Origin of the sequence: Endozoicomonas atrinae (assembly GCF_001647025.1) — a bacterium.
GTDB lineage: Bacteria > Pseudomonadota > Gammaproteobacteria > Pseudomonadales > Endozoicomonadaceae > Endozoicomonas > Endozoicomonas atrinae.
On the sequence record NZ_LUKQ02000294.1, the window covers coordinates 1 to 5861 of the forward strand.

Annotated in this window: 4 protein-coding genes; all 4 read left to right on the forward strand. The window is 51.4% G+C overall.

From position 1 onward, the window contains the following. Positions 1-600: 600 nt before the first annotated feature. The 4 genes from AK963_RS24530 to AK963_RS24545 all read left to right on the forward strand — a co-directional run bounded on the left by AK963_RS24530 (position 601) and on the right by AK963_RS24545 (position 5803). The gene (locus AK963_RS24530) at positions 601-4647 is read left to right on the forward strand and encodes a phage head morphogenesis protein (RefSeq protein ID WP_066018021.1); all 4047 of its coding nucleotides are present in this window, start codon (positions 601-603) and stop codon (positions 4645-4647) included. Further along, positions 4644-5012: a hypothetical protein gene (locus AK963_RS24535; protein WP_066018022.1), complete on the forward strand. Its 369-nt coding sequence runs from the start codon at positions 4644-4646 to the stop codon at positions 5010-5012. Before AK963_RS24530 ends, AK963_RS24535 begins: the two co-directional genes overlap by 4 nt. 124 nt (positions 5013-5136) lie before the next feature. After that, a complete protein-coding gene (locus tag AK963_RS24540; RefSeq protein WP_066018023.1) occupies positions 5137-5316 on the forward strand; it encodes a DUF6900 domain-containing protein in 180 nt (59 codons plus the stop codon). 13 nt (positions 5317-5329) lie between these two features. After that, positions 5330-5803, forward strand: coding sequence for a hypothetical protein (locus tag AK963_RS24545; protein WP_066018024.1), 474 nt, complete (start codon positions 5330-5332; stop codon positions 5801-5803). The last annotated feature ends 58 nt before the right edge of the window (positions 5804-5861 follow it).

Genomic DNA, 5861 nt, shown 5'->3' on the forward strand with positions numbered 1-5861 from the left:
TCAGGCGAGTATTTGGCATAACCCAGATGCTCTTCCAATTCAGCGGCCATAACACGTTCAACAGTCGCCTTAATAAGTAAACGGCTGAAGTCGGCAAGATCATCCTGAGTTTTAATCTGACTGGCTATTTGATCTACCAGTTTTTCGTTGATTTCAACGCTCATTGTTATTCTCCATTTTGGAGTATTAACGACAAGCGTTTACACAATTTAAATTACATTCCCTCACTCCAACGTAATACATTTGTCCATTCAGTGATCAAAAAGTACTGGTAAAAATAAAGAACCATCGTACATCAGTCTTGGCGTACGTAACCTGTAGATTTATGGAGCTATCGTTTACTAGTACTTTTTGAGCAGTTACGTATATTTCACGGCAAAATGATGAGGTCACAATATTACGATGTAGAGAATTATGAAATAACAAACTAGTTAGGGATATTGACAGACGCTAACAAAAGGAGTTACAGCCCATTATAGAAACGGAACAATCCTGACTGATACCCGTCTCCAAAGACACCGAAGCTCTTACTACCAGAGGCGCTTTTTTTATGTCCAGGAATGGACTGTATCCTGAAAATGCAGGGAGCAATTTTAAGGGATGCCCGCAGAAATCTACAACTTCTTTGAATTGAGTGCTGCCTTTAACCTGAAGCCCGAACAGGCCATTCAATACTTTCAGCAGAAAGGCATTAAGGCCAGTTTCAGCTGGATGGACATGATCGGCGAGGAGCATGACGCTGCCGTCACCGTTGCCAAGATGATGGATACCGACCTGCTGTCTTACGTAGACAAACAGGTGGATAAGATGCTGGAGACAGGGGACACCCTGGCAGACTTCAAAAGAGCATTGATCCCCAAGTTGCAGAAAGCGGGATGGTGGGGTAAGCAGGACGTGGTCGACCCCCTCTCTTCTCAAAAGCCCGGCAAGATCACCAAAGCGCAGCTGGGCAGCGCCTCCCGATTAGAGAACATATTCAGAACCAACCTGCAGAGCGCCTATGCCGTCGGCCAGTGGCAGAGCATCCAGGCCAACAGCAAAACCGCCCCCTATTTGATGTATGACGCCGTAGAAGACCACCGCACCCGACCAGAGCATCAGCAGTGGAACGGCACTGCCCGCCCGGTGGACGACACCTTCTGGCAGAGCCACTATCCCCCCAACGGCTGGAATTGCCGGTGCGGCGTCATTCAGCTGACCAAAGCGGAGATGGAACGACATAAAATACCTCTGTCGCCAAAGCCAAAAATAAAGAAGCGCCTGTGGATAAACCCCCGAACCGGCAAAGCCATGACGGTGCCCGTGGATTTAGACCCCGGATGGGATCATAACCCCGGCAAAGCCCGCATGGACAAGCTGCGCCAGCTGGAGAAGGAAAAAGCCCTGCAGCTAACACCCGGTATGCAGCGAGCCTTGAAACAGGGCGTCCAGGCCGCTAAGCAGGCAAAGCAAAAGTACCTCACCCAGTTAGCTGCCAATACCGCCCTGAAGAAGTTGGGACAGGCCAGCGTGGACGGCACCTTTATCGCCCAGAAACAGAAGGTCATTCAGAAAGCAGCGCAGCACCAGCTGGACACCGCCATCGCCGAGAAAACGCCCTACCTATCCAACGCCATTAAACAGCTGCAGAAACAGAAAGGCACCGCCAGCCTGACCCCCAAAGAGCTGCTGGATAGCGCCAAGGCGAAAGCCGACAGCATTAAGCAGTCAGTTTTGATCAACCAATACAAGAAAGCCATCATTGGAGGCAATGCACCGAACAGCAAAGCCCTGGCGGCTTATCACCAGCTGCCAGAGGAAGCGCAGAAAGCCATCGACCAGAGCATCGAGCTAAAGACCGGGCAACTGCAGGCCAAAGAAACCCTGAAGGACATTAAAAAGAACCCCAAAGGGCAGACGCTGAAAAACCAGATCCTCACCAAGCTGGAGAAAAGCGGTGAAACCGACAGCTTAACCCCCGTCCAGTTGCTGAAAAAGGTAGAGCAGCGATACCAGGTAGAGCAGCTGAAGAAAGAGACTGCTGCCAAGCTATCGGGCTACAAAAAGAAAGTGCTGGCCGGTAAGTTACCCACCCCAGGGCAGCAGGCGGCATTCAATACCTTGGATGAGGAAGCCAAGGAAAAGTTTCTTGCAAAGCTGGATAAGGCAAAGGATGGTGCCGCCCAACCAGAAGGAGTCATTACCCAAACACCTGACTTATCATCGGCGACCCCTTCCGGTCAGGCAGCGACAGGAAAAATAGCACAAAAACCTGCAGTAACCACTCAAACGCCAAAAAACGAAGCCCCCCAATGGAGTGACCTCACCAAGATCGGCAACCAGAAAGGCTCCAACCCCGGCGGCTTTTATCAGGACACCACCACCGGCAAAAAGTACTACATCAAGGAACCTGCCAGTGAAGACATCGCCCGCAACGAAGTGCTGGCAGCGAAGCTATACGAGGCGGCAGGGGTGGACGTGCCCAATGTTTACCTGTTGCAGGATGGCAAACAGATCCGCATTGCTTCAGAGATTATTGATGGCCTGCAGCAGGATGCCGGGCAGCTAACCAGCGGAAAGCTCCAAGGCATACGAGATAATTTTATGGTGGACGCCTGGCTGGCCAACTGGGACGTGGTCGGCCTTTCATACGACAACCTACTGATTAAAGGCAGCAAGGCCATCCATATCGATACCGGTGGTGCCTTGAGATACCGAGCGCAAGGTGGATTAAAGGGAGATGCATTCGGAAAAAAAGTGCTGGAGATCGAGAGCCTGCGAGACAGCGCCATGAACCCCCAATCAGCGGCGGTGTTTGCCAGCGTTACCCGGGAAGACATGATCGCCGGTGCCCGAAAAGTACTGGCACTGGATAAGCAGCAGATCACCGACCTGGTGGAGCGCATCGGCCCTACCACAAAACGGGAACGCACCAGGCTCATTAATACCTTAGTGGCCAGACAACAGGACATAGCGAAGCAGTATCCAGAAGCCCTGCTGAAGATAGCTCCAGAACCAGCCATCAGCGGCAGCGCCATCAACCGGCTGGAATACGAGCAGGTGGTCAACAGTCGCTCAAACGGCTACACCATCCCCACCGACAAGGGCGACATCGAAGACCACAACGTGCTGCTCTACCACAAGAAAAACCGCCAGGGCAAAGACGTGACCGGTGCTTATTTCAAACTGATGCCCAGCGCCATGCGAAAGCTGGAACAGACCATCGGCACGATTGAAAGCACCGCTGAACCCTATGCGGATATGCACAAGAAGATCATCACCGCCATCAAGTCCGTGGCACACCGGGCGGAAAATGGCTATGGCATGGATGATTATGTTTTTGAGCGCATCGATGCAGCGGTGGAACGCTGGCAGCAGGTATTGGATGAGATGACCGGGCAGGCATCGAATAACCTGCGGTCATCCCGTGATCTGGCGGCCTTTACGAACCGAACCCAACCTTTTATTGATGAACTCAGGAAAGTGCGTCACAACACACTGGAAGGCGAGATACCGAACTGGAATGCCAAGGTTGGTAGATACAAAACCTTCAGCATTCCCCCTGCGGCCTCAGTTAAGCAATCGTCCGGCATTCAATGGACCGAGGACAGTACTGAGTTTCAGCTATCCAATTTTCAGAAAGGTCGGCAACGAGAAGGGAAAAAGACTTTCACCCTTTCTGCCCGCCGATACACCGCTGAAGTGGATGGAGCCACTATTCATTACTGGCCAAAACATCACAGTGTGCCTTTCTCCCTGCAGGGTCGCATGGAGATCGATGTTACCGGCATCAAACAGGCGGACACTGAACGGGTGTTTTCGGTGATGGATGAGCTGGGGATTAACAGTCAACGCACCACCACAGGGGATATGGAGGAACTTTATCTGGATAAGCTGGCCTATATTCACAAACTGGATAAGGTGCTGGCCAATGAAACTCGCTCCCTGAATGACCAGGGAGAACGCATCCGGAAAAAACTGGCACGGATGAACAAAGCGCTGGGCATTGATCTGAAGTCCATGAAGCAATACAACCCGGCAGGCGAGTATCAGGCTTTCGGTCAAGGACAGCGCATTCACTACCGGCCTGAATTATTGAATGACCCCGCGTTTAAGGATCTAAACGACAATTATCGGGTTATTCACGTCAACAGCGACAACGGCAGCATGATCAAAACCCTGAAGAAAGTGCTGGAATCCGGCGGGCAGATGGTCTCCACCACTGAAAAAATTCGTCGTGGTATCCGCCCGGGCGGGAAGTCTTATCAGGCGGACCTGCACTCCGGCGGAGCCAACTACTTTTTTACCCGGATAAAACCGAAGGGCGATGCAATCAATACCGAGGGTTTCATCTGGAACAGTAAGGCCGCTGCACGAATGGACGCGATTTCCTACAGCAATGATTATTACGGCAGAACCACCGACACTCATGTACAGCAGCACCGGAAAATTACCGTTTCACAGCTTAGAGAGATCAGTCGGCTGGGCGGTAATGAAACCATCTTTAAAAACAGCCTGTCGATTTTTGATGATTTGGAGAGCATTCGAATCGATAGCCTTGACGAACGGCAGAAAGTGATACAACTCTTTAAGGACGCAGGCTACCAGCAATGGCCAGATGGCCGCCCCTTAGAACAAGTGATAAAGCGGCGAGGAGAAGGCGAATGACCCCAGGCGAAGCCAGCAAGCAGGGAGCCTCCCTGGAGATTGACCATCCTTATGGTGGCAAGCGATACCCGGCACAGTTATTTGATATTGATCAGGGCGTGGCATGGATAGAGTACGGCTGGGCAGAGGATGACCCCATGGAGCGGGCGTCTAATCCTATTCACATGGCACAGGGGTTAGTGAAAGCGACCCCGAACGGCTGGGAGATACCCACCGACGCAGGACGTCCGGTGACTATTCGCAGACTGGACGCTCACAACGACAGCGACCTGATCGAAGAACTGAAAACGTTCAACCGTGGTGACCGCTATCGAGCCAGGGACGTTATTCAGCAAGACTTATCACTGACCATACCCTCCGAATAACACCACCCAGATCGCCGCCCTGAGCGGCTCACCACGCCTTGAAAAAAATCACGGTTTCGCCTTGCTGTATGCCCGTCTGCGTTTATGTTGTGTGTTAATACAACAATAAATCTGGACGGACACTATGAAAACACGGCAACAAGCCATCGACAATATCGCCAGCACGATCCTGAAGCTGGAAACCCTCAACACCCGAAACGTGGATAACCTGGACTTTCACGAATTGGCCATCTGGCAGATCAAAGAAGCCCTGCAGGCTGCTTATAGTGCAGGCCATAGCGCAAATAAAGAGCAACAACCATAAAAGGAGTGCCGTTATGTGGATATTCACCAGCAAAGGCATGGTCAGCATTGTGAGACACAGAAACGAACCACAGCTGATGATGGTCAGAGCCAGGCAGCCCGACGTATTAACAACACTATTTCCAGAGGAAAAATTGCTCATCACTCCCGACGCTGATTATCGCTACCGTATGGAAGTACCACAAAGCGATGTGATCAACGTTTTGCAAGACCAGCTGGAAACCATGCAGTACGACAACTTTAAAAACAGTATTGGTGACCACGATTACCACACCGCCTGCTCTCAGGTATGGAGTGTGATGTATCGCTACCAGCAGGGCATGACTGAGCAACAACAACAAGAAGAACAGACGGCAACGTCCAGTCAAGCATACCGGCCACTCAGTGAGTTTCTGAAAAGCCCTGCCGAACAGGCACGACAACGCCGAATCGCAAGCTCAGCATTCCCTGATGACTTTGGGGGATGCAGCGATAACTACCGTAAATAAGCCAGAAAAAGGAGATTGATCATGGCTAAAAAAACAACGCATGAAAAAGTCGCCAGCG

Excerpts from the sequence above, each read along its gene's own strand:
- AK963_RS24540 (WP_066018023.1), top strand. The coding sequence starts at position 5,137 with ATGAAAACACGGCAACAAGCCATCGACAATATCGCCAGCACGATCCTG.
- AK963_RS24545 (WP_066018024.1), top strand. The coding sequence starts at position 5,330 with ATGTGGATATTCACCAGCAAAGGCATGGTCAGCATTGTGAGACACAGA.
- AK963_RS24535 (WP_066018022.1), top strand. The coding sequence starts at position 4,644 with ATGACCCCAGGCGAAGCCAGCAAGCAGGGAGCCTCCCTGGAGATTGAC.
- AK963_RS24530 (WP_066018021.1), top strand. The coding sequence starts at position 601 with ATGCCCGCAGAAATCTACAACTTCTTTGAATTGAGTGCTGCCTTTAAC.